The 21,229-nt window shown below is 36.2% G+C and carries 25 protein-coding genes; 3 read left to right on the forward strand and 22 right to left on the reverse strand.

All coding sequences use genetic code 11. The annotated features are described in order from the left end of the window. Window positions 1-18 precede the first annotated feature (18 nt). The gene (locus AC0C45_RS28870; protein WP_472929242.1) at window positions 19-591 is read right to left on the reverse strand and encodes a DUF3967 domain-containing protein; all 573 of its coding nucleotides are present in this window, start codon (window positions 589-591) and stop codon (window positions 19-21) included. 266 nt (window positions 592-857) lie between these two features. Here AC0C45_RS28870 and AC0C45_RS28875 point away from each other — a divergent pair, with 266 nt between their 5' ends. Continuing rightward, complete coding sequence (locus AC0C45_RS28875; protein ID WP_472929243.1) at window positions 858-1,067, forward strand: hypothetical protein; 210 nt, start codon at window positions 858-860, stop codon at window positions 1,065-1,067. A gap of 13 nt (window positions 1,068-1,080) precedes the next feature. Here AC0C45_RS28875 and AC0C45_RS28880 read toward each other — a convergent pair whose 3' ends face one another. The 3 genes from AC0C45_RS28880 to AC0C45_RS28890 are packed head-to-tail and all read right to left on the reverse strand — an operon-like array spanning window position 1,081 to window position 3,259. Next, window positions 1,081-1,722 carry a replication-relaxation family protein gene (locus tag AC0C45_RS28880; RefSeq protein WP_472929244.1) on the reverse strand — a complete coding sequence of 214 codons (642 nt, stop codon included), beginning with the start codon at window positions 1,720-1,722 and terminating at the stop codon, window positions 1,081-1,083. Beyond that, on the reverse strand, window positions 1,719-2,948 hold the full coding sequence (locus AC0C45_RS28885) for an FtsK/SpoIIIE domain-containing protein (RefSeq protein WP_472929245.1): 1,230 nt from the start codon (window positions 2,946-2,948) through the stop codon (window positions 1,719-1,721). The genes AC0C45_RS28880 and AC0C45_RS28885 overlap by 4 nt, the downstream gene beginning before the upstream one ends. Beyond that, the gene (locus AC0C45_RS28890; RefSeq protein WP_472929246.1) at window positions 2,945-3,259 is read right to left on the reverse strand and encodes a hypothetical protein; all 315 of its coding nucleotides are present in this window, start codon (window positions 3,257-3,259) and stop codon (window positions 2,945-2,947) included. The genes AC0C45_RS28885 and AC0C45_RS28890 overlap by 4 nt, the downstream gene beginning before the upstream one ends. Before the next feature lie 274 nt (window positions 3,260-3,533). Here AC0C45_RS28890 and AC0C45_RS28895 point away from each other — a divergent pair, with 274 nt between their 5' ends. Then, window positions 3,534-3,758 (forward strand): helix-turn-helix domain-containing protein, encoded by a 225-nt coding sequence (locus tag AC0C45_RS28895; protein ID WP_472929247.1) that lies wholly within the window; start codon window positions 3,534-3,536, stop codon window positions 3,756-3,758. Window positions 3,759-3,761: 3 nt separating this feature from the next. After that, a complete protein-coding gene (locus AC0C45_RS28900) occupies window positions 3,762-3,926 on the forward strand; it encodes a hypothetical protein (RefSeq protein WP_472929248.1) in 165 nt (54 codons plus the stop codon). Between the two features lie 36 nt (window positions 3,927-3,962). On the opposite strand, the gene AC0C45_RS28905 is transcribed toward AC0C45_RS28900, so the two are convergent. The 18 genes from AC0C45_RS28905 to AC0C45_RS28990 all read right to left on the reverse strand — a co-directional run bounded on the left by AC0C45_RS28905 (window position 3,963) and on the right by AC0C45_RS28990 (window position 21,189). Next, window positions 3,963-4,976 (reverse strand): peptidoglycan-binding protein, encoded by a 1,014-nt coding sequence (locus AC0C45_RS28905; RefSeq protein WP_472929249.1) that lies wholly within the window; start codon window positions 4,974-4,976, stop codon window positions 3,963-3,965. A 58-nt stretch (window positions 4,977-5,034) separates the two neighbouring features. Further along, a complete protein-coding gene (locus AC0C45_RS28910) occupies window positions 5,035-5,448 on the reverse strand; it encodes a phage holin family protein (RefSeq protein ID WP_472929250.1) in 414 nt (137 codons plus the stop codon). A 54-nt stretch (window positions 5,449-5,502) separates the two neighbouring features. Further along, window positions 5,503-5,934 carry a VanZ family protein gene (locus AC0C45_RS28915; RefSeq protein ID WP_472929251.1) on the reverse strand — a complete coding sequence of 144 codons (432 nt, stop codon included), beginning with the start codon at window positions 5,932-5,934 and terminating at the stop codon, window positions 5,503-5,505. A gap of 43 nt (window positions 5,935-5,977) precedes the next feature. Continuing rightward, complete coding sequence (locus AC0C45_RS28920) at window positions 5,978-7,303, reverse strand: cellulase family glycosylhydrolase (RefSeq protein WP_472929252.1); 1,326 nt, start codon at window positions 7,301-7,303, stop codon at window positions 5,978-5,980. A gap of 182 nt (window positions 7,304-7,485) precedes the next feature. Continuing rightward, on the reverse strand, window positions 7,486-8,781 hold the full coding sequence (locus AC0C45_RS28925; protein ID WP_472929253.1) for a hypothetical protein: 1,296 nt from the start codon (window positions 8,779-8,781) through the stop codon (window positions 7,486-7,488). A gap of 106 nt (window positions 8,782-8,887) precedes the next feature. After that, window positions 8,888-9,184: a hypothetical protein gene (locus AC0C45_RS28930; RefSeq protein WP_472929254.1), complete on the reverse strand. Its 297-nt coding sequence runs from the start codon at window positions 9,182-9,184 to the stop codon at window positions 8,888-8,890. Window positions 9,185-9,199: 15 nt separating this feature from the next. Beyond that, on the reverse strand, window positions 9,200-11,356 hold the full coding sequence (locus AC0C45_RS28935; protein ID WP_472929255.1) for a hypothetical protein: 2,157 nt from the start codon (window positions 11,354-11,356) through the stop codon (window positions 9,200-9,202). A 20-nt stretch (window positions 11,357-11,376) separates the two neighbouring features. Beyond that, a complete protein-coding gene (locus AC0C45_RS28940) occupies window positions 11,377-12,429 on the reverse strand; it encodes a phage tail spike protein (protein WP_472929256.1) in 1,053 nt (350 codons plus the stop codon). After that, window positions 12,426-13,856, reverse strand: coding sequence for a distal tail protein Dit (locus AC0C45_RS28945; RefSeq protein WP_472929258.1), 1,431 nt, complete (start codon window positions 13,854-13,856; stop codon window positions 12,426-12,428). The genes AC0C45_RS28940 and AC0C45_RS28945 overlap by 4 nt, the downstream gene beginning before the upstream one ends. A 6-nt stretch (window positions 13,857-13,862) precedes the next feature. Then, entirely contained in the window at window positions 13,863-18,296 is a 4,434-nt protein-coding gene (locus AC0C45_RS28950) for a phage tail tape measure protein (RefSeq protein ID WP_472929259.1), read from the reverse strand. 34 nt (window positions 18,297-18,330) lie between these two features. Then, window positions 18,331-18,480, reverse strand: coding sequence for a phage tail assembly chaperone GT (gene gpGT / locus AC0C45_RS28955; RefSeq protein WP_422121038.1), 150 nt, complete (start codon window positions 18,478-18,480; stop codon window positions 18,331-18,333). A gap of 38 nt (window positions 18,481-18,518) precedes the next feature. Continuing rightward, the gene (gene gpG / locus AC0C45_RS28960; RefSeq protein ID WP_043982284.1) at window positions 18,519-18,890 is read right to left on the reverse strand and encodes a phage tail assembly chaperone G; all 372 of its coding nucleotides are present in this window, start codon (window positions 18,888-18,890) and stop codon (window positions 18,519-18,521) included. A 56-nt stretch (window positions 18,891-18,946) separates the two neighbouring features. Then, window positions 18,947-19,189 carry a hypothetical protein gene (locus AC0C45_RS28965; protein WP_472929260.1) on the reverse strand — a complete coding sequence of 81 codons (243 nt, stop codon included), beginning with the start codon at window positions 19,187-19,189 and terminating at the stop codon, window positions 18,947-18,949. Between the two features lie 3 nt (window positions 19,190-19,192). Then, window positions 19,193-19,798 (reverse strand): major tail protein, encoded by a 606-nt coding sequence (locus tag AC0C45_RS28970; RefSeq protein ID WP_472929261.1) that lies wholly within the window; start codon window positions 19,796-19,798, stop codon window positions 19,193-19,195. Between the two features lie 15 nt (window positions 19,799-19,813). After that, the gene (locus AC0C45_RS28975; protein WP_472929262.1) at window positions 19,814-20,182 is read right to left on the reverse strand and encodes a hypothetical protein; all 369 of its coding nucleotides are present in this window, start codon (window positions 20,180-20,182) and stop codon (window positions 19,814-19,816) included. Next, window positions 20,182-20,574, reverse strand: coding sequence for an HK97-gp10 family putative phage morphogenesis protein (locus AC0C45_RS28980; RefSeq protein WP_472929263.1), 393 nt, complete (start codon window positions 20,572-20,574; stop codon window positions 20,182-20,184). Before AC0C45_RS28980 ends, AC0C45_RS28975 begins: the two co-directional genes overlap by 1 nt. Beyond that, on the reverse strand, window positions 20,571-20,939 hold the full coding sequence (locus AC0C45_RS28985) for a phage head completion protein (protein WP_472929264.1): 369 nt from the start codon (window positions 20,937-20,939) through the stop codon (window positions 20,571-20,573). The genes AC0C45_RS28980 and AC0C45_RS28985 overlap by 4 nt, the downstream gene beginning before the upstream one ends. After that, complete coding sequence (locus AC0C45_RS28990; protein ID WP_472929272.1) at window positions 20,926-21,189, reverse strand: hypothetical protein; 264 nt, start codon at window positions 21,187-21,189, stop codon at window positions 20,926-20,928. Before AC0C45_RS28990 ends, AC0C45_RS28985 begins: the two co-directional genes overlap by 14 nt. Window positions 21,190-21,229: the final 40 nt, after the last annotated feature.

The raw sequence follows: 21,229 nt of genomic DNA on the forward strand, positions 1-21,229 counted from the left end.
TTAATCAATCTCCTTTTTCTATTTGCCGAAAAGGCGTTGCCAGAAGCTTTTATTTTCTTCTTTTTGAGCTTCTTGACTAGCTGCTATTAACTTTTTGGTTTCTATAGATTCTCGTAACGCTGTCATGATGTGTTCGTCACGCTTATGTAATTGTTCTTCGATGTACTTATTTTGCCGTTCTATTTGACTTACAAGCGTTCTATTGAACTCTTCCATCTTATCAAGTTTTTCAAGAACTTGATTCAAAAGAACGCGTTCTTCATTGCTCGCAATATCAGCAGGAACATCTGAATGAACAGCGTTCTCTTCGTGAACGGCCTCTGTTCTTCTATCGTCCTCAACGCCTGATAGAACAAACTTGACAGCGATATCAAGCGCCATTTTGTTCTCTTGCATGAGCACTTTTAGCCGTCTCAACAGCAAAATATCCTTATCGTAAAAAACGCGACTGTTATTCGCTCCACGAAGAAATGTATATCCTTGTTCTTCAAGCGCTAAACACCATTTACGCATTGTAGATCCAGCCACACCCAAAAGGTCTGATATCTCCTTGCTCCAATAAGCTTTTTCGGTTGTTCCTCCTTCGTTCATGCCTGTTCGCCTCCTTGCCATTAACCACTTCATTCTACATTAAAAATAGAATACCTGCACGCAAATTTATAGTTGAACTCACGTTTGACTAGTTCACTTAATTCATAGAATCAGATGTATACTGAACTTTTAAAAAAACAATATAGTTCAACTAAAGTTGAACCTTATTTTCCAGTTATGGAAAAAATATTAACTGTTCTACTAGAAAAAGAATGTATGTTCGTATATAATTGGATTAACATTATATGAACAGGTGGGTATTAAAAATGGACAAAAACGGACAAAAACAAACACTAATTGAATTAAGTAATTTTTTAGTTTCAACTGGCACACCATTAGAATGGTTTACAAATGTTGAACAAGTAGATTTAAATGAATTATTTCTGAGGTTGAAAGAGAGTGGGCGAATTAGTCATGACGTATGTGAACAACTTAATACAGTACTTAAAACAAAAAAGCCTTCTCCTAAAGAGTAAGGCTTTTAGTTTGTTAACCTATTTTTATAGAAATACCATTGTTCGATGTCTGCTTTGGTTTGCTCATAGCAACCAATCCCGCTACGTCTTTTGTTTGTAGAATCCTTACCTCATTACTAACTACATTATATTTTTGATCAGCCACAATCCAAACCGATGGAAAGCCCTTAACTGGAAACGGTAAACAATCTCTCCATAACTCTGAATGAGCAAAGGCTTCATAACGAGCAATCTTTTGTTGCATGACTTGTGTTGAGTACTGTCTATTTTGTATTTCAACAAAAAAAGCAGATCCTTTCCAATACATAAGTACATCTGGCCTTACATCTATTCCAGGGAACTGCGACTCAACTGCAAAATGTTTTAAGTTCTTTTCACCATAAGTGCGTAACTGAAGATAAAAATCCGTGATTTTAAGAAAGTGCTCAACCTTTTGGCCATTTGTTTTTAAACGAGTGGATTTAGGGAAATAAGTGTAAGGTTGGTGATTAACATTAGCTTCGATATATCCGCGATCACGTAACCTTTTTAATACTTCATTTGCATGTCTTACAGGGTTTTTAGTTTGAGAGAAAAAGAGTGTCGCTAATTGATCACGTGTCATTGCTCGGAATTGATGGAGTGAATCAATAATTTCAAGGTCACGTTTCCTCATTCTGAATCATCCTCCCAATTTTCATCATCTTGGCCAAAGATATCTTCTACCGTTTTTAAATCACTAAATATCTCATCTGAAATTTGAGGTGCAGAAGTAGGTTGACTATTTGCATAAGGATTATTAAATTTAGGCGTCATAAATGGAGAAAGTAATTCATCCGCTATTTTTTCATCAAGATAAGGCGCTTGTAATTCAGTAAGGCCATTAATACCCCTCATGATAAAACGACCTTTCGTAGTTAATTTATCTGCTCCAGTAGTCTCAATAATGTTCGCTTCTCTTGCTGATCCAACACAAAATCCCATCTTTGTAGTTAACTGACTACGTACTGTTGTATCTAAGCAATCGCTCGTAGGGCGCTGTAGACTTGCAATTAAAAAAATGCCATTAGAACGCCCCATAAAGCCTAAATCCTTCATTAGCTCATCCGCTACCTTTTCACCTCTAAGCATAGCTATCTCATCAATACACACAACAATATAAGGCTGCTTATGTTCTGGAGGCAATTTATCAATATGATTAACCCCAAATGTTTCCGTTAAGTCACCACGCTTTTTCATTTCTTTCTGTACAAACTGCAACATTTTAATAATGTGCTCTTTTTGACTAACCACGCATTTTACATGAGCTGCATTTTTAAACATGTGAAATTCAGCTTGTTTACAATCAGCAAGGTACAGGTGCAATTCTTCAGGGCTTTTCATCAACATGAATGTACTAAGGATAGAGCGAAGTTGTGTAGATTTACCGCTGCCCGTTTGTCCGGCCACCAAGAGGTGTGGATGTTCCGCTAAATCGTAGTGAACCCATTGACCAAACTTATCTTGACCGCAAATGACAGGTAAACGATGTACTTTCAACATTTTACGAATAACAGTAAAGTCATACTTAATCTCTTTAGGTAGGCTCTTATTGAACAATGTAAGTGTAAAAACTTTATCTTCACCTTTAAGTTCTATGTTGGTCCCAAATATTTGCCGGAATACATAGGAGCGTTTACGCAGCTCTCCTGGATCAAAACCGACTGGAAGAGAAAATACATACGTGAAGGTTTCAGATTTCATGTTTGTACGCATATCAACTATGTTTGGATAATGACGTATTTGCTTACCACCACTATTTTTATAAGAGTTATAAATACCTCCTGCTGAAAATGCTCTCTTCAACGCTCTACGTGCCATTCTAAGTGTTTTTTTATTCTTCAAGAACTTTACTATTCTCATGATGCTAACCTCCATAAAAACAAAAGAATAAAGGTGAAAAAAGTAGTCGGTAACAGAATGCTTGCAGCCTTTGAGATAATGTCCGCTATATGAGCTGCACCTTGGCTTGCAAAATGATTTTCAAATACATTGGCCAAGATAGCAGTAAGACCTACGGCACTTACAAGTAAATAAGCTCCAGCCATTTCTGGTGTCATGTGAAAGAAACTGGCCCAGGTAAAACCAAAAGAGTAAACAGACATTGGATAAGCAGCAGGTTTTCTCCATTTGTTATCCATAAAATCACGGAAATTAATTGTTTGTACTTTCATGATGATAAGCCTCCTTAGATGATAAAACCTACACGTTTTCCTACACGGATTGTTACACGGTTACTTGCTACACGTGTTTCCAAGCTTTGAAGCGAGGGGAGAGAAAGCTACACGTTTTCTGTTAATAGAAAAAGAAGGAACGAAGTGAAGGATTGAGTGGATTTAATAAAGTATATGGGCACAAGATTGTCTATGTTTCCTGATTTTTATATAAAAAACAGTTTATTTTTCTATAAACGTGGACAGCATGTTTTTTATAAGGAGATGATTGTACATGTTCGGTACAGGAAAACCTCGCACAAAGCTTGGGCGATGGCTGGATAAGCGAGGAATTACACAGTCTTGGCTCATGAAAAAGACAGGGCTCAATAAAAATACAGTCAGTGACTTAACAAGTGACAAAGATAGATCGCCTACATTAAAAACCATGCAAAAAGTAATTAAGGCATTAAAAGAGATTGATCCAAAAGTAAAGAGTAATGATTTCTGGGATGTGTAAAACATGAGAAGTCTTTTAAAGAAAGGTGATAAACTCATACGAATTAGTGATGGAAAGGTATTTACCTATTGGGAGAAAGATGATTCAGACGATGAAAATTATGGACATGTAAAAGAAATGAGTGTCCCTGTATATCTACCTGATTTCGAGAAGAAGGAAGAAACGTAAAAAGCCCCACTCGCATGAGCAGGGCTTTTTTATTTATTAATATCCTTTAGATTTTAAAACAGCTTGCAATTTGTCTCTTGTATTTGGACCATATGTGCCATCAACTTCATATGGTAAGTAAACCTTTTGAAAACGTGTTACAGCATCTTTTGTTTTTGCTCCATAAATGCCATCAGCTGAACCACATTTAAAGTTAACAGCATTCAAGGCTTCTTGAAGCTGCTTAATTGCTACTTTATCTTTTGAACTTGATTTAAGCACTCCAGAAGGTAAAGGATACTTGTATTTTGATTGCTCCTTTTTAGGTGTTTCAGGCGTTGGTGTATACGTATTCTTTGCGGTACCGAATCTAATTGTTTGACCAACTTTTAATTGAGACGGTTTTACGTCTGGGTTGGCAGCAATTAGATCCTCTACAGTAATACCTTCTTTTCCATCTTTCAAAGCAATAGACCAGAATGTATCACCTTCTTGAATTGTATAAAGTCCTGGTACCTCTGTTGGCTCTTGACCCTTAACAGGAAGGTTAACGATAGCTGATTCTTTAAATAGCTTTTGATAGTCATATACACAGCAAGCTTTCCAGCTGTAGCCCGGCATTTGATTGTGCCCTTTATCATACTTGCCGATGTTATCAAAAACTAGAGCTTTGTGTAAGTCATTAGCAGAGGCAACAGTACCTGTATCAATTTTATCTGTACGATAATCGCCAATTATACAAATACCTAAACCAATCGTATTGCTATTGCCTACATGATAACTTTTCTTTGAAATATCTACACAATAATAAATAGCTGCTTTTCCATTGATTTTATGATTTGGATCAATAATTAGGTGATATGCAACTTCTGGCCAACCGTTTGTACCAACGTGAAAATTTGCAAAAGCAACAATGTTAGATCCTCCTGCTGATAACTTAGTTAAGGAATGATGCCATACACGAGTTGTGATAGAAGCTACACCATTTTTTCGTTTTCCGTAAGAACCCTTATGAGGCAACTTTCCTCGCTTATCAACTAACTGCGGTAACTTTTCAAATGCATATGTCATTTAAATCTTCCTCTCAGTTTTAATTTGTATATAAAAAAGCCGCTGCATAAACAGCGACTTACTTAATTTCTTCTTTTTTTGTTTCTGTTGGTTCTTCTTCATTTTGAATAACATGAAGCTTATCTGTAATAATTGCGGGTACCTTAACACCTATTTGAGCAAGGTTTTCTACAATGGATAGCAACTCATTCCCAATATAAAAAAGAACCGTGGCTGTGGCAACCGCACCATTAAAACCAAATACTTGATCAATAATGTTTGCTACGATAATCGCAACGTATACACCGATTTTTCTAGCATATCCATATAAAGCATTTCGACTTCGTAATCGTTTATTCTTAATAGCCTTCATAAGACCTGTAATTATATCTAGTAACATGAGCAGAGCTAAAAAATCCATGAATTTCACTGTACCAAACAAGTATATTTGCACTTTCTCCCACTCCCCACTTTGAATGATTAAATCAGTCATCTTGACCCCCACCTTTTACAAAATAAAAAGAGGACTATATAAGTCCTCTTAAATTTAAATCTTATATCTTTTTTGAATGTTAGTTAACCATGTGAATAAGGTGTATCCTATTCCAGCGCCCAATGTATTCAATATCACATCGTCAATGTCTGTCCATCGATTAGGCATTGTTAATTGAACAAGCTCAATCACAATAGAAAAAAGCATCCCTATGAGCAAGCTCTTTGAAAGTCGATTAACTTTCTTGAATCTTAGATTTAGCATAAAGCCAAAAGGAATAAATAAGATTACATTACCGATGTTATTCACTATAAAATCACGCAATGATTGATGAGAAATCCACCCACCTATAGAGTAAAACGGTATAAGATTCACTCCTCCTGATCCTATCCCAATATCTAAAGAAGGATCAGGCAGCATAGTTAAATTAACAATAAATAAGATGGAACCTAAAAACATAGCATTGATTAATATTTTTTTAAACATATAGCACTTCTCCTATATAGCATTACCCTTCCAGTGAATAACCTTACTCTATAACAAGATAGGTAGGGCTAGTAAGGAGGTTCAAACCTTTTTTATTTCCCCACTCAACCTGACGCTCCGCTCCTAGCATGGAAATTTGCTTACCTTTACCACTACCTAGGGGGAATTTAATAAAATGGCTGCTTCCAGTCGTCCAATACACAATGATTTTATGCTTATCATCCTTTAAAAACTCCAGAATATAGTCATTTGGATTTTCTGTTTTAATTCGTTTAGAGAAACGATATTCATCTAAGGTTTTCGTCAATGTTTGAATAGATAAATAAGATAATTTAGGTGTTCCATAATAAGAATTAATACCAAAATGGTGTTCACGATTATTTGCATCCTGCCCATCATTTTTCCAGTCATACCATACGCTGAGCGGTATCTTTTCTGAACTGTTTATTAGCATCATTCTAGCTATATATTCAGCTTGTTTCATTTCATTAATAGGTTTTTGCTTATGGCTGCCGCTCACTAAAGAATATCCCCACTCACCAGATATGATAGGAATATCTTTGTTGCTATATTTCTTTAATAAGCTCCTTAAATCTTCATACCTTTTAGTAACTGTCTCAGGATTATCATATTGATAAGGATGTACAGATACAGCATCTATATAAGATAATATGTGTTCATCTAAAACGTTCTTTAACCATGTCAAAGCTTCTTCACTAACACCGGCAAGCGCTGGTGCTACAATTATAGAATTCGGATCACTCTCGCGAATAATTGGAGCTACTTTTTTAACTAAAAGAGCATACTCATGATGGCTAGGTTGGTTATTCCAGAAGGTTTCTGTATTGGGTTCATTCCATATCTCCCAAACACCGTTTTGATCACTGTATCTCTTTACAGTAGCTTCAACAAATTTCGTAAAAGCTACTCTTCCCGTATTAGTGCTAATAGATCTATTCTTTTCATAAATAGCATTCTCGTAAGCCAAAATGTAATAAGGTTTAAGGCCTTTCTCTTTTAACATTTCATTTAATTGATCATAACCAGAGCTTTTGAAGTTATAATGTCCTTTTTTTCTTTCAACATCTGACCAAAATATATCTATACGAACCCACTTAAATCCGGCATCCGCTATAGCTTGTAAATCTGATTCTGTTACGCCTTTATGAATACTTACACCAAGTCCTTGAGGTATTTCACTGTATCCATCTTCAAGTTGGTTTTGTATATCATCAGACATGTTAATCTTAATAAGAACAGACAATAATACAACGAATAACAAGATTATGATTAAAAAATACTTCCCCTTTAAAAAGGGGAAGGTACGATTCGTTTTGTTCTTGTATTCTATTCTAGTCTTCACGGCCATCTCCATATCTCATTTTATAGTATATCTCGTCTTTTATATAACCTTTCCCATCACAAATCAGGCAATCAATAAATATATCATATTCTCCTGTCCCATCACATTCAAAACATTTTTTATGTTTAGGTGGTATTATGGGCTCCTTCTTTTCGAAGAGCCTTTTTAGAAGTGAAAGGAATTTCATCTTACGAGACCTTGCCTTTGTTGATATAGAAATCAAACATCCGTTTTTCACGTTCTTTTTCTTCTTCACGTTGTTTCTTCTTTACCTTATCTACATAGTAATACGAAATCCCTAAGAATAACCATATAGATAAGTAACTGAATTCAGGTACAGAAATCATCATTGCTACATAAAGGACAATTAGCGAACACTTCAGCCCAATTTCTTTATCACTATACCCTAGTTTAAATACTGGATAAAAGAATAGCAAAGTAAATAGCAGTGTTCCAACAATCCCTGTATTTACAAGTATTGTACTGAAGAAATCTGTAGAACGAGCATAACCAAACCCTAAACCAAATAATTTACTCATAAACGGCATATCCATGAAATATTCAAGGTGTTGTTGCATATACATGGTACGCTCCGCACCTGACACATTCTGAGCTGATAGTTTTGCACCGAAGTTTGTTTGGAAGAAAAGAATAATCTTGTTAAACCCGATAAACAGACAACCAATAAATCCAAATAAAACGACGAAATACATTTTAAAAACTGACTGAAAGTTGTATCGAATGTACAAAAGAATATACATTCCTATTCCTAAGAAAGCTGTTGTTGAATTGGACAACGCCAGTACAGCGAAAAAGAAAATAGACAAAAATTTACGCTTAAGGTGCATCGAGTAAATCCAAAATGGTAATATCGTTAAAGCAAACATTGAAGGCTCACCAGTTAAACTCTTTATACGTTGCAGGGCCATACCAGCAACTGTATAAGTTTGGAACAAGCTCCCTTCGTGTGATCCATCTCCAAATGTACGGTTACTAATAAAATCACCGTTATCTTTAAAAATAAAGAAATACAGGAATTCATAAATACCGTAAATAGAAATAAGAATCGCGCCTCTAAACACATATTTGTCCCACTTCTCATTGTAAAAGTTCTTTACAAATGCCATTAGAAGAAAACATGGGATAAGGTAAATGGATTGTGTAATCATAGAGGAGCGCATCATTATTGGATTAAGGCTTTCGTCTACAAGTCTTAACCCTTCCAAGCTTACATAGCTTCTAGCACCTAGAATCCATTGAGCTGCTACTGTGACAAGAGCAAATATCCATACCAACTTAATGAAATCTATATAAAAATTACTCCTTACTCCTTTAAACATTGCAACAAAAACAAATAAAAAAAACGCTAAAAAATAGCCTATAGTGGTTCCTTGTACAGAAGGAATAAGTAGGAACGATGAAATAGGCAAAAACAAAGCTAGCCATTTAAAGTAACGGTCCGCTGCTGGTAAATTATAATCCATTTGAACTACCTCTCTATCATTATGATAGTTAATTTTACCACCTTTGGCATGACTAGCATATAAAACTTTTCATTTTTTTTACATAATTACCTATACTCGTAATCTGTTAGATAGCTGTTTGCCCTTCTTCTAATATATCAATTGCTTCTAAAAATTCAGGTAATGTTTTTAAATATCCATAGCCTTGTTTAAAGAAGTTAGATGAACCATCTATTACACTTGGAACGAATTGGTATTCTTGTGATTGCACAGCTTCTTTACCTTCATCTGATGCTGCTTTATTCATATAGATAACTATTGATAGGACAATATTTTGTTTATCACCGTATAAACTCTTAATCCGAATATATGCCTCTTCGAGAACTATACCACTAACTAATTCAATGGTTTTTTGTAAAGCCATATCTTCACTCCTTCTTTAGTTGCCTGTTAACATCCTTACAGCAAACCAATCTGTATTAATTACGTTCCCTGTACCTGGTCTGATTCGCTTCCAAGCCCATATGATGTATTTACTACCTGCTGTCCCTTGCTCTGTTGGTGTAATATTATAAACAATATCACCTGTATTCCATGATCCTGTAACACCTGAAATATCATTAGAATAAGCTACCCTTCTCCACGCGCCATTTGAATAAGTACGTACAGCATTCGGTACAACAGAAGTATCTACATATTGGCTCCCTTCTTGTCCGTATGGTGCTGTTTGTAATTGTGAAGGATGCATAGCATAATTGTTAAAAAATACGTTCGTTTTGAATTTCCAATCATTGCTGTTTAAGATTTCATAAATAAGAGTTTCAGTTGCTCCATCACCATGGAACTGTTGATACTTTGTCCCTGCTCCGTCATCAACAAGTCTTCCAAAATCCCAATTATCCGGTCTTCCTTCCTTCTTGAATTGCCCAAAAGGATTAGTGTTTCTTACAGTGAAACTTCGAATTTTTTGTGTTTTATTGCAAATTTTCTTTGTGAAATTACTGTTTTTAATACTTCCTGTGATGTCGATGTTTCTATCATTACTTGTATCATCAACCATGACAATAGATGATTGTTCAATATTATTACCATTCTGATAAACATGAACATGTAGCTTTATATCACTTGATCCTTTAATATCAACAAATTTGTCGATCTTAGCCGCGTTCGTACTACCTGTACCAATAGTGCCCGTATGCTCTAAAAGCAACGTTCCATATATACCGGCACAACCATCAATTTCTACTTGGCTTGATAAAGTAATACCGCTACTCCCTACCCCTTTTGAACAGATATTCAACGTGCCTAAATCAACAACATTTGCTCCTTTTAATCTCAAATGGGGCACATTAGACTGAAGGGATTCCAGTTTACAACCAGGCCCAAAAGTTATTTCATTTGTATTTGATCCCGATGTAGCAATAGCTGTACCTCTGTAAGATTCACAACGGACCCTTTCTAGATAAATTTGGTTAGTATACTCATATCCATCACCTGACCTAAACTCAATCATAGGGATTAAACCATCTGGTGTTCCACCCCATTCGAAGTCAGTAAATATAATATTCGAATCCATGACCTCATGACAAAAGAGTGCACGACCACCACAACCAGTAACCATGACTTTACACATTACAACTAACGATGTAGCAATTAATTGTATAAAATCACTTGCAAAGTCTCCACCTTGCCCACGTATAAAAAACATAGAGATAGAACGGTTGGTGCTTAGTCCTTGAGCAACAGATCCGCCAATCGATTGAAAGGCAACAACATCAGCTGTCCTCTTCCATCTCGTTCCACTGTTATCTGCGCTTCTAGCTCCATACCACACACCAACTAAAGAAAGACCACTAAAGCCAACTAAAGTTGTTTTTATTTCATACTCAATAGCTTCAAACGAAACTACATTTACTTTTGTTTCTTTCGCTTCATCAATAGCTCTTTGTATTCTAGGAGAATCATGTACTTCTACTGCCAAACGTGGGCCAATTGTAACATAGCGTTTAGCATCTTTATTTTGGACAGCATCAATTCTCTCTTTTAATGTTTGGAAAATGAGACCTTTAGCATCTACCCTGGCCTGTACAGTTTCAGCTGGTGATGTATTTGAACCTAATACAAGGGTATCAACTTGTGCCTGAATTTTATTTACATTTTCCTCTACATCATCTTTGAAACCATCAAACTGATTTTGAAATTCTCCTGTTAATTTTTCAAACGTAATATAGCCAACACCATAATTTTCTACATCTTCTAGTGTTGGTGTGATTTTTATACGTTGCCAATCATCAGCAGGGAATTTTTCTTGAACACCATCAGAATAAGTGACGATAAATTCAATCATCATATTTCCGGCACCAGTAATATCCTCTTCATCCAACGAGAATATAACAGTATAGTTATCAGATAAAGTAGCTTTTTTCTCGACTACAACACCTTTATTGCTTGCTAATTTCATTTGTATAGTGGCACCTGAAAGATTAACTAGTGCTCCATTTTCATCACGAAAATTAAACCCTAAAGGTGTTTGATCTCCTTGTTTTATAACCGTGCCTCCAAATACCTGTTCCACTGAGTTTCCAACTTTGTACATTCTTATCACCTCTGGACGTTTTAATATGTCTCCACCGTTTCTTCTTGCGTGAATTGATACTCGACAAAATCACTTAATTTATAATCTTTTTGAGACAAATCTAATAAAGACCTCTCGACCTCCGTAATACGTGCTTCAAGGTAAAGAGGTGGTGAATGTCGTAAGTCTTTGATTCGTAAGGTATCTGCAAAATAAGCTTTTTCGTGTTCATAACCCAAAATGTAATCTAAAACAGCTTTAGTTACCTCATACTCAATCGCACTATTAATTCTTTTTTTAAGCTCGTTTTTTCCTAATAACGTTAACCGTTCAATTGTCATTTCCTGATCACTAGACTCCGGTTCATAAATATCCCATAAGTGCTGACCATTACGCCCCCATCGCTTCGCTGCTTCACCATTGAGAACATGAACCCTTGGTCTAGTTCCGTCTTCTGCTTGAGGCCCTAGGCAAACTAGGGCTGTTACAAGATTAGAATAGTTTACTTTTTTTCTAATTTCCTCTAGATCTTTACCGAATCTAATCTCTTTCCCATTAAATTGGCCAAGTTTTGTTACGATATCTACATAGCGTCCTGTTATTCTATTACCATCGATTTCTACACGAAAAGAAATCTCACATTCGAACGTATCTCTTACATGTAAAATAGCATCATAGGCATTCATAAAGTCAAAAGAAATTCCTCGTATTCCGCTATAGTCTGTGATACCTAAAGACCATTCCGTACCACTTAATACCCAGTTAGCTGCTGTATTAACTGTTTGACCAGTAAGGGTAGCTGGTTTAATGATTTTTTGCTTTTTTAAATCTAAAAAAGAAGCTGAACAATATGCAATGATACTGTCGGCAGCTTCTTCTAATTCATCTATAATAAATTCACGATATCCGCTTTTTTCATCAGGAATTACCGCTCTGTTACGCCCTGTAATATATTTTGTTTTTTCATTTTTTAAAGGCCATTCAAAACGAAAAGTCTCTTCTAACCCCATGTTTCTTAGATGAACAGCTTCTTTTAATTCACCTTTTAGGAAGGCAACAATGTTATCTGTTTGATAATCCAATAAATGAATCATTTATAACGTTCCCTCCATCTTGCTTTTACAGGCAATGGCGGATTTGTATAGATAGTATTAACGCCTGATTTTAACCCAAAAAATTCACCGCTGAACGCTTTCAAATCCATCCGTGGTTCTCCATTAATTAAGATTACCTCAGTCTCATGATCAAACGTTACGATGTCACCAGGCTTAACTATATAAGGGATTTGATTTGCTGTTAATAAATTAAGCTTCCACACTTTCACATCATATGCACGTAGAGACGCTACTTTACGTGTTCCGTATTGAGCCATATAGATACCGACTTGTGTTGGTTTTCGTGTGAATTGTTGCTCAGTGTCATAATACTCAACAAAGGAACGTGCTACGTGTTTTCCAGTATCTCTGTTAATGACCGTCACATAGGCAGTCCAACGATTTCCAGTTCGCTCAATTCTCAACATACCGTAAAAATTCCAAAATGTATTTTCTTGGTCTCCGTGAGTGCTAATCAAATCCTTAAATCCTTGATCACCACCACCAGTACGTAATGTTGCATAAATACGTTTTCCAGAAGAATCAACATCTTTAATGGTTAACATACAAACAGGAAGACTGCTTTCATCTAGTAAATAAAGCTCAACCTTCCCAAATTTATCTTCTCCTGTATTCACAAGTTCTACAATTGTTTCAATACGAAAATCTGTTAATGTTTGACCAAGAGATTTTTTATAAAAAGGACCATGCCATGTATCATTCATAGTTCCAAAATCCACGGGTAGAAAACGTGAACCATCTGTTTTCATGTTTCCTGTAGCTAGACCATCGATGTGAACAGAACCTTCAGTCTTAGCCCATCCATTTGTAGTAGAAAGGGAGTCACTAAGAGCAATTTCTTCACGGTTTGCTGCATAATCTTCAATGTTTACTACACGTCCAATGCGGTTCATCACTTCACCATTTGAAATATCAACATTTGTATAATCAGCATCAACTTCTATTTCAAAAACAGGAAGAGCATCTACACTGCCTTCATTACGTGCTGTAAGTGTGCCAGTGTCAGACTGTTGAATTTTTGTTTTTCCGTATTTATAAGGATCAAGAGCAAGAAACTTTAAATCTCCGATACCCATAGTAACGATTTCTTCTATATCTAAGGTATCATCTACTACAACAAAATAGGAACGATCTGGCTCATCATCAAATACTAATTCTGCTGCTGTATCTGTTACAAGCCAATCAGCTAAATCTTCCTTTAACTTTTGTATGTCGCTTATATTTTTCCCTTTAATCACAATCGGAACAGTAAGTTCACGTACTCCAACTTGTGTGTTTTTTAAATAACCACCTGGATGATTAGGAACCGTTAATATATTTCTAGTAAGAGGCGCCCAAGCAGGACGCTTCCTACCTTTTAAAACTTTCAGGTAGCTTCTTCGTTGATTATTAAATGTAAACCCCACTTGAAATCACCCCTTTTGGAATTTTGTTTTATCCTTTGTTTTACGATCTTGAAATTCAGTGACATCTTTATAAATCCCTTTTGCTACTTCTTTACCGTTCAAGAGTAAAGAAATCTCAGGATCTTTCATAACAAGTGCTTGTAAAAGCTCAACTTGTTTTTGCAAAAGCTCTATTGTTTTCTGTGTTACTGAATCCATACTTGAGGTGCTACTAACAGCTGTTTGACTAGATGATGCATTTTGACTTGAACTTGCCTGAAGTCTTTTTCCTGCTAAAGCTACTAGCTTCATAGCATCTGTTGTATTGCTATTTGACCCTGCATACTCTTTGATGAAATCTTGAACACTTGACCAGACCTTTGTTCCTTTAGGTAGGTTATTGAACAATGTAGGTTTATTTGGACTAAACCCTAATTGTCTATTTGGTAACAAGAAAGGTTCTACCTCGTACCCATCTCCTAGGAGTGCGTCCCCACCAACATGATACTTAGTACCGTTCTTGTACTTTCTTTTTCCAGTCGGTCCCCAGCCTCGTTTGCCCGCGGGGTTGTTTTGTCTCCATTTGGTGTTATTAAACCATGCTAGTAATTGATCATAACCTGAGTAAATATTGTTATGTCCTTTTACTGCATAGGCACGGAAAGTTTGTGGAATGTACTGGAGCAACCCACGTGCTGGATTTCCCGCTGCTGTATTAACATCCCATACAGCGCTTGATTGAGTAATCTTTTCATTACCGCCACTTTCGCGTTGAATCTGAGCAAGAATAGCATTTACATCTCCATCAGAAACAGGCTCTTTCATTGCAGCAGCCGCTTTAAGAATAATAGGTCTCCATCTTGCAACACCTTTACCTTTTGGAGCAGCTACACTTGCGCCGAAATCGCCAAACATTTTCTTGATAAAATTTACTGCCCCGTCCTTAATCTTGGTCACACCAGATTTAGCAAGTGTTCCCATGAGCCCACCAACATTAGGCATTTTTATATTTAGAGAACTAAAAACCTTATCAAGTAGTTTCTTAGGGTTATCAATATAAGAATAGATATCTCCTAGTGCATCGGATGCCGTTTCTTTAGCTGCACTAGCTACTTTCTTACCTTTGTTAACAGCCTTTCCAGCATTATCTTTTGTCCAATCCCAAGCTTTTTTAGCACCATCAGCAAATGGATTAGTTCCTTTCTTATACATAGGTGCAGCTGAAAAGAACTGTCTCGTTTGCTTGCCATTTAAAACTTGCGTATCTTTTGGCATATTAGGAACAAGAGTTGTTCTGTTTGGACTTAGAAACATTCTTCCATTAGGCAAAAGAAGCAATTCTTTTTCTCCACCGTCACCTACAAAAGCTGGCCCATCCTCTGGGTGTCCATCTGTACCATTCTTATAGCCTGGGATATTTAAGGCAGGGATTTTATTCTTTTTGTCAACACCGATCTTATCAAGAACGACATTGATTCCCTTTTGAGTAATTGTATTAATGACTGTTTCAAGACCACCAGCTAGTTTTTTACCAATAGCCTTAACTCCATCTTGCACTTTTCCAGCCATTGACTTAATACCAGAACCAATTTTTCCAGGTAAAGCCTTTGCTCCGTCTACAATATCCTTGAAAATTTTTGAAGTCTTATCCTTAATACTTGTAAACATTTCAGTCGTTTTGTTACGTAAAGTAGTCCAAGAATTTACTACTCCATCTTTGGTTTTAGATGCTGCGTTTGTTACCAAAGTTTTCGTCCCTGACCACATTCCTGATAAGAAATTTTTCACTCCGTTAAAAATACCCGTAGTGGTACTTTTCAAAGTGTTCCATGATCCTTTGACAGCATTGACTATAGTAGATGCCGTTCTAGTGAACATACCCTTCAAGAAATTCCATATGCCTATTAAGAAGGACTTATAGGCGTTAAAAATTGTTGTTGTTACAGATTTCAATAAATTCCATGATCCACGGATAGCAGTAACTATTCCTGATGCAATTTTAGATAGACCTGTTTTTATTAAATTAAAAACTGTAGTCAGAAAAGATTTATAAGCATTAAAAATTGTTGTTGTTGTTTTAGATAGCAAATTCCAAGCACCGACTACTGCATTTTTCGCTGCTCCTGCCCCTGATGTAAACAAAGATTTCAATCCGTTCCACAATCCAACAAAGATACCACGGAACCCACCAATAAAGACTCTTCCTAATGAGAGCAATTTTCCGAACATCTGAAGTTGAACAAAATTCCAAATCACCTGGATAGACCCGAAAAATATATCTTTCAATCCAGACCACATTTTAGAAAAATCTCCTGTGAACAAACCTGAGAAGACTTTTACCAAGCCAAGGATAACCTTGAGTCCACCATCTATAACTCCCTTAATATTTCCCCATACTGACTTGACTAAAGCTAGCACAAATGGGAACACAAAATTAAATACCCCTATCAGTATAGTTAAGCCTGTCTTAACTATCGGAACAATAACAGATATGACAGATTGAAAAACGGCAGATATACCAGACCAAATGTTTTTCAATGCTTGCATAATCTGAGTGCCGTTATCAGTCCAAAATTGCTTTATCATTGATAGTTTTTGCTGTATGAATGAGGTCACGGCTGTTAGTGCTGATGAAATATATGGTTTTAAAAATGAAAAAACTTGCATAGTCTTGTTTCTTATTGAGTCGAAGGCGTTATTTATAAAATTACGGAAGGTATCTGATTTTTTATATAATGTTACAAACCCTATCCCTAGCAAGGTTAATGATCCTAAAATTAAACCAACAGGGCCAGTTAACGCTGCAAGACCAATTCGTAATACGTTAAAAAAGCCTCCTGCTCTTGCAATAATCGGGAGCAACGTTGAAAATCCCGACACTATGTTGCCGATAAAGCCAAGCAGCACACCACCTACAACTAATAAAGGTCCTATTGCAGCAGCAATTCCAGCAAAGACTACTATTGTTGTTTGTACTGACTTTGGTAAATCGATAAACTTCTGAACTATACTTTGTACCATCCCTGCTAGTTTTGTGAGAGCAGGTGTCATTATTTCACCAATTTTTATTCCAGCTGTTTCAAAAGCCCCACTCATTTCATCAAGGGCACCTTTTAAGTTGTCTTTCATTTTCTTTGCTGATTCTGCTGACGACCCACCACTCTGTTCAAGAGATTTGGTCATTTTGTCAATATCTTTAGGCCCTGCTTTCATAAGAGAGAGCATACCAGAAACTGCTTCTGTTCCAACTAATGATGATAGTGTAGCAGCCTTTTGTGTTTCTGTTTGCCCTTCCATCGAAGTAGATAGGTTGTCGATTAATTTTGAGATACCTACAAAGTTGCCTTTAGCATCTGTAATTTCAATACCCATTTTATTCATTAGTTTGCTGTTTTCTTCAGATGGATCTAACAATCCAAGTAACGCAGCACGTAAAGTTGTACCCGCTTGCTCACCTTGCATACCCGCATTGGTCATAATTCCAATTGCTGCTGATGTTTCTTCTAAGCTAACTCCTAAAGCTGCTGCTGGAGGCCCTGCATATTTTAAAGCGTATTGCATGTCTGTAATATCTGCTGCGGATTGGTTAGCTGTTTGAGCTAGTATATCTGCAACCTTCGTTGCGTCTGAGGCTTTTAATCCGAAAATGTTTAATGAGGAAGCCATAACATCTGCGGTTTGAGCCATATCTGCGCCTGAGGCCTCTGCTGCTGAAATAACCCCTGGCATAGCGCCTAAAATTTCATTTACACTAAAACCCATTGCTGCTAAGTTTTCTTGACCTTTTGCAACTTCACTAGCTGACTTACTTGTAGATGCACCTAAGTCTAATGCAGATTCTTTCAGTTGTTTCATTTCATCTGATGTCGCCTGTGAAATAGCACCTACTTTTGACATTTGAGCTTCAAATTCTATAGATGTTTTAGCAGCTGCAGCACCTATCCCTACAATTGGTGCTGTTACGGATAGTGAAAGAGTTTGTCCCATAGACTTCATTTTCTGACCAACATTTGTTAACTTGGAGCCCATTTCGTTTAATTTAGTAGTCATTTGACCAAGAACTGATTGACTATTTCGTTGTTCTTCGTTGAAATCATGTAACTCTTGTGCAGCCTTATTTGCATCACGGGTTAGGTTTTGGAGTTTAGCAGATTCATTATTAAAGTCCCTAGCTGCATTTTGAGCCTTAATAGAACCTTCTCCGTGAACTTCGACCATTTTTTGATATGTCTGTCTAGCTTTTTCAGTCATTATTCGTTGGATTTGTAATTTGTTATTTAATCCATCTACTTTTGCTTGGTATGCGCCAAGTGATTTTTCACCACGTTCAAAAGCTGATAAATTAGCTTTCATTTCACTGTTTACTAGACGCATTTTCGAACGTAACTGAGTCATGCCTGTATCGACTCCGAGTGTGTTTAAATCTAAGCCAATAGATAAACCTTGAATCCTTTCTGCCATTATTCACACTCCTTTGATGAAAAAACAAAAAACCTTAACCGCCACCAAATGCAGCAATTAAGGACTGAGTTTTCTTAGGTTTATTTTGTTCATGCAATAGATCGATCATATAGGCATAAGGAAAGTTCAGAACTTCGTTAACATCTTTACCTTCCTTTATTGCAGATAAAATAAAACTGTCCATATACTCAGCTTGTTTTTCCGGTGTATAATCCTCGTCAGTTAGTTCTTCTGCGCCAAAAACTTTTTTGTTTCATCACTCTGATGACCTTGAGCTACGAAATCAATTTGACTTTGAATTTCCTGCATTGCATCTGGAGCGTGTAAACGATCAAGTAAATCATCTTTTGTAAACTGTTTACCATAGATGTCTTGTGCTACAAAATTGATTAATTCTTCTGCCATATCAACTTCAGTCTCTGCTGTAGCTTTTTGCATACGAGCGCTTAATTTTGTTGCTTCAAGCACCACTCGAAACGGAATAAAAGGTGATGAAAAGAATTTTTCTACTACAACTTCGCCATTTTCTATTACTGCTTTCTTTTCCTCATCCACTTTAACTAGTTCAATAATGTTACGTTTTAAATTTGCCATGATTATTAATTCCCTTCTGATTTTTAATTTAATTAAATAAAGGAGCAGGCTTTTGCCTACTCCTGATCTTCTAATTCTTGTTCTTCTTCTAATTCCTCAATTTCATCTTCTGTTAATGGCACTTCTTTGATTACTGGCCTACCTTGTTTGTTTGCGTTACCTAATAACTCATTTAATCTTTTTTTGGTAGGCTTTTTACTTTCAGGACGAGGATAAATATCTCCCTCAGTGTAAATTTTGTCACTATCCTTTAAATCTTTAAAATCTTTAATAACTACATATTTTACGTGTTTAGTCATTCATTACACTCCTTCAGGTTCTGCCGTACCGGTAGGGAATGCTTTACCGAAAACCTTCATAAAGATAGCATCTCGATTTGTTGTTTCTCCTTTTTTGTCCACACCAAAGATAGCTGACTTTTCTTCAGTGAACCCAGTCACCTTGCGATCCATGAATTGACCTTCAATTTCATCAGAAGAGAACTCTACTTTACCTTCTTCTTTTGATTTACCTTCAATTTTAGGACGAGTGAAAATACCTTTTGGTAGACCAACATATTCACGAGAACCATCTTCATACGTCTTAGCAAATACAGCAGCTAAGTACGGTGGCGTATCCGAACTACCCATTGCCGTAATTCCATCTACAACTTCCAAGCCAAGAATTTTTTGTTTGTCTTCTGTAGGGAGTTTGTGAAACTTACCTGTAACAGTAATATCACCCGCTGATACTGCCATTTCTGCTGTTCTGTTATCACCAGAAGCCTTTGTGATTTCCTGAGGCATTTCTACACCAATCTCTTGTAAAAACATTACGTGTTCAACACTTAATGCAATATCATCAGCTCCAAGAATACCGTAATAAAATGAATCTACACCTGTTGATGATTTATAGCTTTTAGTTTCCATTATTATTTACCTCCATTACATCAAATAATTTTTTCCTCGATAACGTCTAGCGTCTCGATATATACCTGTCTCTTTATCCCACTCATCAAGTCCCGTGCCATATTGGCCAAAACTTAATTCTTCATATAAGACTTTGCGTACTTCTCTTGCAATGATTTCTGTAAGAGCCATATCTAATGACCATACTTCAATTTGATAAAAATACTCTTCTGCAAGCCATTTATTATCTGCAAAATCAGTAGGTAAAGGTGTGTCGATTGCATCAATGACAATATAAATACCCTCAAATTCATCTAAGTCTGGATACTCATAAAACTTAATATCACATGACTTTTCTTGAATAAGAGGGTTATTATTTAAAGCGTTATAGATTTCCCATTTCATTATATACTTCTCCTTACAGCCTCTTTTACAGCTGCGTGAAAGGCGTTCTCTGCATTTCGCAAAGCCCTAGCAATAGCTCCCTTACCTTTAGGGTTAGGGTTTTGAACAGTACCCCATTCATTAAGGTGTATAATCCGGTAACGTTCTTTAGGCCCTCGCCAATGTATTTTAATTGTACGTACACCTTTAATGTACACTGGTCTTGAAATTTTAATTTCAGCAATAGAGGCTCCGGTATCTTTAAAAGATTCAAACTGGTTTTTTAATTCGTTAACGAAAACCTTTGCTCCATCTTTTAATGCTTGGTCACTAATTTTACGCACCTTTTCTTCTCCAAAACGCTTTTCTAAATCAGCCAACAGTTTTTCCATACCTTTAATATGAACGCTCATGCTGACACCTCAGCTATAATCTTAATAAAATCACGATTCTGTATATCAGGAATGGTTTGTTTAATATTAAATCTTAATTTTTCATGCTCAGGTGTATGTACCTGTACATAATGTTTATTTGTAGGAGAAAAAGCGCCTCTTGGATCTCTAATAGAAATAGTTAAATCTGAAAGTGTTCCATTAGCTTTGGCCATTTCAATATCCTTTGACCACACCTGATCAATTTTCGCCCATGTTTCATATAAGATGGACTTAGGCTTTTCTCCTGGTAGTGGCCCCTCATTTTTCGCATACACATAAAAAGTAACTCTTGTTCTTAGTTCACCAGTATGAATCCTTGGTGGTTTATATTTAAATGGATGCATCTGAACCATCCTCTTCTAGCTCTATTTCTTCTAACGCTTTAGCAATCTTTAGGCTATTAATTTCAGTCAAGAAATTATCATTAAAATACTCCAATGCGTCATTGTATACGTAACGAGCACGCTCAAAAACGAGTTCTTTAAATTCATCATCTTGATTAATATCATAGTCCCCACATGATCTAACTAAAGCCTTCACAGAAGTAGAGAGAATACGTTCTAGGTTACCATCTTCATAATCCCCAAAGTGCATTCTCTCTTTAAATTGTGTTAATACTTCCGCTGTGATTTCC

It is taken from the genome of Priestia sp. VA7 (assembly GCF_055710015.1).

Coding starts and splice junctions, on each gene's coding strand:
- AC0C45_RS28870 (WP_472929242.1), bottom strand. CDS start 591: ATGAACGAAGGAGGAACAACCGAAAAAGCTTATTGGAGCAAGGAGATA.
- AC0C45_RS28875 (WP_472929243.1), top strand. CDS start 858: ATGGACAAAAACGGACAAAAACAAACACTAATTGAATTAAGTAATTTT.
- AC0C45_RS28880 (WP_472929244.1), bottom strand. CDS start 1,722: ATGAGGAAACGTGACCTTGAAATTATTGATTCACTCCATCAATTCCGA.
- AC0C45_RS28885 (WP_472929245.1), bottom strand. CDS start 2,948: ATGAGAATAGTAAAGTTCTTGAAGAATAAAAAAACACTTAGAATGGCA.
- AC0C45_RS28890 (WP_472929246.1), bottom strand. CDS start 3,259: ATGAAAGTACAAACAATTAATTTCCGTGATTTTATGGATAACAAATGG.
- AC0C45_RS28895 (WP_472929247.1), top strand. CDS start 3,534: ATGTTCGGTACAGGAAAACCTCGCACAAAGCTTGGGCGATGGCTGGAT.
- AC0C45_RS28900 (WP_472929248.1), top strand. CDS start 3,762: ATGAGAAGTCTTTTAAAGAAAGGTGATAAACTCATACGAATTAGTGAT.
- AC0C45_RS28905 (WP_472929249.1), bottom strand. CDS start 4,976: ATGACATATGCATTTGAAAAGTTACCGCAGTTAGTTGATAAGCGAGGA.
- AC0C45_RS28910 (WP_472929250.1), bottom strand. CDS start 5,448: ATGACTGATTTAATCATTCAAAGTGGGGAGTGGGAGAAAGTGCAAATA.
- AC0C45_RS28915 (WP_472929251.1), bottom strand. CDS start 5,934: ATGTTTAAAAAAATATTAATCAATGCTATGTTTTTAGGTTCCATCTTA.
- AC0C45_RS28920 (WP_472929252.1), bottom strand. CDS start 7,303: ATGGCCGTGAAGACTAGAATAGAATACAAGAACAAAACGAATCGTACC.
- AC0C45_RS28925 (WP_472929253.1), bottom strand. CDS start 8,781: ATGGATTATAATTTACCAGCAGCGGACCGTTACTTTAAATGGCTAGCT.
- AC0C45_RS28930 (WP_472929254.1), bottom strand. CDS start 9,184: ATGGCTTTACAAAAAACCATTGAATTAGTTAGTGGTATAGTTCTCGAA.
- AC0C45_RS28935 (WP_472929255.1), bottom strand. CDS start 11,356: ATGTACAAAGTTGGAAACTCAGTGGAACAGGTATTTGGAGGCACGGTT.
- AC0C45_RS28940 (WP_472929256.1), bottom strand. CDS start 12,429: ATGATTCATTTATTGGATTATCAAACAGATAACATTGTTGCCTTCCTA.
- AC0C45_RS28950 (WP_472929259.1), bottom strand. CDS start 18,296: ATGGCAGAAAGGATTCAAGGTTTATCTATTGGCTTAGATTTAAACACA.
- gpGT (WP_422121038.1), bottom strand. CDS start 18,480: ATGGACAGTTTTATTTTATCTGCAATAAAGGAAGGTAAAGATGTTAAC.
- gpG (WP_043982284.1), bottom strand. CDS start 18,890: ATGGCAAATTTAAAACGTAACATTATTGAACTAGTTAAAGTGGATGAG.
- AC0C45_RS28965 (WP_472929260.1), bottom strand. CDS start 19,189: ATGACTAAACACGTAAAATATGTAGTTATTAAAGATTTTAAAGATTTA.
- AC0C45_RS28970 (WP_472929261.1), bottom strand. CDS start 19,798: ATGGAAACTAAAAGCTATAAATCATCAACAGGTGTAGATTCATTTTAT.
- AC0C45_RS28975 (WP_472929262.1), bottom strand. CDS start 20,182: ATGAAATGGGAAATCTATAACGCTTTAAATAATAACCCTCTTATTCAA.
- AC0C45_RS28980 (WP_472929263.1), bottom strand. CDS start 20,574: ATGAGCGTTCATATTAAAGGTATGGAAAAACTGTTGGCTGATTTAGAA.
- AC0C45_RS28985 (WP_472929264.1), bottom strand. CDS start 20,939: ATGCATCCATTTAAATATAAACCACCAAGGATTCATACTGGTGAACTA.
- AC0C45_RS28990 (WP_472929272.1), bottom strand. CDS start 21,189: ATGCACTTTGGGGATTATGAAGATGGTAACCTAGAACGTATTCTCTCT.